The organism is Lamprobacter sp. (assembly GCF_034860625.1).
Classification (GTDB): domain Bacteria; phylum Pseudomonadota; class Gammaproteobacteria; order Chromatiales; family Chromatiaceae; genus Lamprobacter.
The window spans coordinates 1-3,923 of the sequence record NZ_JAYESN010000262.1 but is presented as its reverse complement, the minus strand read 5'-3'; the positions used below and the strand labels follow the sequence as shown (position 1 = coordinate 3,923).

The window sequence follows — 3,923 nt, the reverse complement described above, 5'->3', positions numbered from 1 at the left end:
GGGCCGATAGGGCCGATAGGGCCGATAGGGCCGATAGGGCCGATGAGACCGATAGGGTCAAGGTGGTGGCGCCTGGCCCGACCCTGTTGATTGCGCCGACCTCGGTGCTCGGCAACTGGCAGCGCGAGGTGCAACGCTTCGCGCCACAGCTGCAGACCCATCTGCATCATGGCCCGGCGCGCGAGCAGGACAAGCGCGCCTTCGCCGCCCAAGCCGAGCGAGTGGCGCTGGTGATCACCTCCTATGCCCTGGCGCGCAAGGATCTGACCTTACTGAGCAGCGTCAACTGGCATCGCGTGGTGTTGGACGAGGCGCAGAACATCAAGAACCCCAAGGCGGCGCAGACCAAGGCGGTGTGCAAGCTGCCAGCCGTGCATCGCCTGGCGCTGACCGGTACCCCGGTCGAGAATCGGCTCGGCGATCTCTGGTCCCTGTTCCAGTTCCTGCAGCCGGGTTATCTCGGCACCCAGGCGCGCTTCCGCAAGACCTTTGAGCTGCCGGTGCAGCGCGACAAGGACCCGGCGCAGACGGCAATCCTGAAGACGCTGGTGCAGCCGTTCATCCTGCGGCGGGTGAAGACCGACAAGGCCATCATCAGCGACCTGCCGGACAAGCTCGAGGCGCCGCAATACTGCCAGCTCAGCCGCGAGCAGGGTGCCCTCTACGAGAGCCTGGTGGTCGATGTCGAGCGCCAGCTCGAGCAGGCCGAGGGCTCCGCGCGCAGCGGCCTGATGCTGTCGACGCTGATGAAGCTCAAGCAGATCTGTAACCATCCCGCGCAGTTCCTGCAGGATGGCAGCCCGTTCACGCCGGAGCGTTCGCAGAAGCTGCAGCGCCTGCAGGAGATGCTCGAAGAGGCGATGACCGAGGGCGACAGCGTCTTGGTCTTCACCCAGTTCACCGAGGTCGGCGAGCAGCTCGCGCGCCTGGCCCGCCAGCATTGGCACCTCAACACCTTCTATCTGCATGGCGGCACCCCACGGCAACGCCGCGAGGCGATGATCGCCGAGTTTCAGGACCCGACCAGCGAGCCGTCGCTGTTCGTCCTCTCGCTCAAGGCCGGTGGCGTCGGCATCACCCTGACCAAGGCCAATCATGTGTTCCACTTCGATCGTTGGTGGAATCCGGCGGTCGAGGATCAGGCCAGCGATCGCGCCTTCCGGATCGGCCAGGAGAAGACCGTGTTCGTGCACAAGTTCGTCACCATTGGCACGCTCGAGGAGCGCATCGACGCCATGATCGAGGAGAAGAAGGCGGTGGCTGGGGCCATTATTGGCAACGATGAGTCTTGGTTGACGCAGTTGGATAATGATCGGTTCAAGGCCTTGATTCGGTTGAATCGGGATGCGGTGGGAGAGTGATTTTGAGGAGTGAGTGATTAGGAGTGAGTGATTAGGAGTGAGTGATTAGGAGTGAGTGATTAGGAGTGAGGAGTGAGGAGTGAGGAGTGAGGAGTGAGGAGTGAGGAGTGAGGAGTGAGGAGTGAGGAGTGAGGAGTGAGGAGTGAGGAGTGAGTGGTGAGTGGCGATGGGGCATCAGTGGGTGAGGTGTTGAGATGAGTAGCCGTGGTAAGACTTGGTGGGGGCAGCGTTTTATTGCTGCCTTGGAGCAGCAGATGGATTCCGGGCGTTTGCAGCGCGGGCGTTCCTATGCGAGCCCTCGACGTATTCTGAGCTTTGAGATCGATGCGAAGGGCGTGGTGAGCGCGACGGTGCGTGGGAATATCAATCCCTATTTTGGGGTGACCAAGGAGCCGCGTTATCAGGTCGCGATTCAGCTTGATCCGATTCCGGCAAAGGCGCGTAAGACCCTGATCGAGCAGCTCGGTGGTCGTGCTGATCTGGTCAGTCATCTGTTGATGAATGAGATGCCGGAGGGGATCGATGCGGCCTTTGCGGAATCTGGGGTCGGTCTGCTGCCGCGTTCGGAGAAGGACTTTAAGCGCACTGACTGTTCCTGTCCGGATTGGGCGAATCCCTGCAAGCATATCGCTGGCGTCTATTATCGGTTGGCCGAGCAACTCGATCATGATCCGCTGCTGTTGTTCGAGCTGCGGGGCTTGGCGCGCAATGAGTTGCGTACCGAGCTGGCGCGGACCCCACTTGGGCAGGCGCTTGCGCCTTTGATGAGCGAAGATGACCAGGCGCCGTTGGAGCCGGTTGAGTCGCTCTATCCGCCGCTGCGGCCTGTGGCTGATGAGGTGACGAGCGCGGCAGGCGCGTGGCAGCAACAGGCGCTAGACCCACAGGGCTTTTGGCGTGGGCGTGTTCCATTGCCCACTGAGCCTGAGGCTGCAACCGGACAGGGGCCTGACCGCGTCTCCGCTGTGTTGGTGAAGAAGGGTGGTGACTTCCCGCCCTTTTGGGATCGGGATCAGTCCTTCATCGCGGTGATGGATGAGCTGTATCGGCGTATCGAGAGCAAGAATCGACGCTTGCTCTAGGCCGACGATTGCGTTTTGAGTCAGGCACTAGTCACAGGCCTCGGCTAAGCGCTAGCTGAGCGAGCGCTAGAGGCGATTTGGGCTGCCATGGTCGGGCTGGACCAGTTTCGGTTCAGTTGTCGCAAGGCGTCGATCGATTCGCCGCATTGGAGGCTTATTTCGCCCTGCTTCCGCCAGTGCGACTGCTCGGGGGCTGCAGGGTCCAGGCAGCGGAAAATCGCGACAGCACAAATGCTCTTACCTTGCGGAATGCCGTCTATGCCGCATAAGATGACCAATAATTTGTTCATTTAGTGAGGCAAGTATGGCGACAGTGGTCGAGGATCTGACCGATCTCTTCTCGGACCTGGGTCTTGTCGAGAGCGATCGGCTCGCCGAGCAACTGCATGTCACCAAGGCTGAACTCGCACGCGCCATCGGGCTCTCGCGTGATGCGCTCAGCAAACGTGCGCGGATCACTTCGACAAAGACCCAGCAGCGTCTCCGCGATACCGTTGACATCATCAATCGAGCCATTCCTTGGGCTGGCTCCACGGCACGCGCCTTTGCCTGGTTTCGCTCGCAGCCGCTGCCATCCTTCGGTGACAAGACCGCCGAGGATCTACTCAAGGAGGGGCGCGCCCAAGCCGTCAAGGATTATCTGTCGCGCATCGCCGATGGGGGCTATGCCTGAGCCCTTGCCGATTGGCGACGGTTGGCGATGACAGCGCAGCTTGATCATCTCGGTGTTCGCTACCATGGCCTGGTCTATCGCGCCCATCATCCGGGTTGGGCTTACCTGCCGACATCCGGGGAAGGGGCTAAGCGCCATGGTGGGCGCTTTAATCGCAAGGGGCAAACCGCGCTCTACACCTCGCTCGACCTGACGACCGCCTGGCTTGATGCGCAGCAGGGCTTTCCTTTCAAGGCCCAGCCGATGACGCTCGTGGCCTACCAAGTGCGTTGTGAGCGGGTCGCCGACCTCACCGATCTCGACCGACTTGTCGCAGCCAGCATTGATCCCGCGGATTTGGGCTGTGCCTGGGAAGATTTGGCGAGTCGTGGTCTGCGGGCACCGACCTGGCGGATTGCTGACGCCTTGCTCGCGGCGGGATTTCAAGGTGCCCTCGTTCCGAGCTTTGCACCAGCGCTGAATCCAGCGCCGACACCGGCTCAGCGGCGCAATCTGGTCTTCTGGACCTGGGCGAGCGCAGCGCCTTGCTCGGTGCAAGTCATCGATGACTTCGGTCGTTTGCCGAAAGATGCGGCGAGTTGGGAGGTGAGTGAGTCCGCTGCGGAAACGACACCCATAACAGCGTCCAATTCGACCAGCGTTTCATGCGCTGTTCTTCGTCGACATTGCGCGCATTGCGTGGCAGCCGGCTAGATCGGCCGCGGCTAGGTGCCAGGGTTCATCCTCAAGCTGAAGACCTTGGTGTTCACGCCCTCGATGGTCAAGGGACAGGGGGCTGGTCTGACTCGGATCGCTGGCGCCGAAACA

4 protein-coding genes are annotated in these 3,923 nt (G+C 61.5%); all 4 read left to right on the top strand.

Translation table 11 applies throughout. The features are described from left to right. A partial coding sequence (locus tag VBE63_RS25640; protein WP_323685837.1) for a DEAD/DEAH box helicase occupies positions 1–1,361 on the top strand: 1,361 nt, incomplete at its 5' end. 194 nt (positions 1,362–1,555) lie between these two features. Continuing rightward, entirely contained in the window at positions 1,556–2,443 is an 888-nt protein-coding gene (locus tag VBE63_RS25635; RefSeq protein WP_323685836.1) for an SWIM zinc finger family protein, read from the top strand. 304 nt (positions 2,444–2,747) lie between these two features. Beyond that, positions 2,748–3,116, top strand: coding sequence for an antitoxin Xre/MbcA/ParS toxin-binding domain-containing protein (locus tag VBE63_RS25630; RefSeq protein ID WP_323685835.1), 369 nt, complete (start codon positions 2,748–2,750; stop codon positions 3,114–3,116). 27 nt (positions 3,117–3,143) lie between these two features. Beyond that, positions 3,144–3,809, top strand: a complete 666-nt coding sequence (locus VBE63_RS25625) for an RES family NAD+ phosphorylase (RefSeq protein WP_323685834.1) — start codon at positions 3,144–3,146, stop codon at positions 3,807–3,809. Positions 3,810–3,923: the final 114 nt, after the last annotated feature.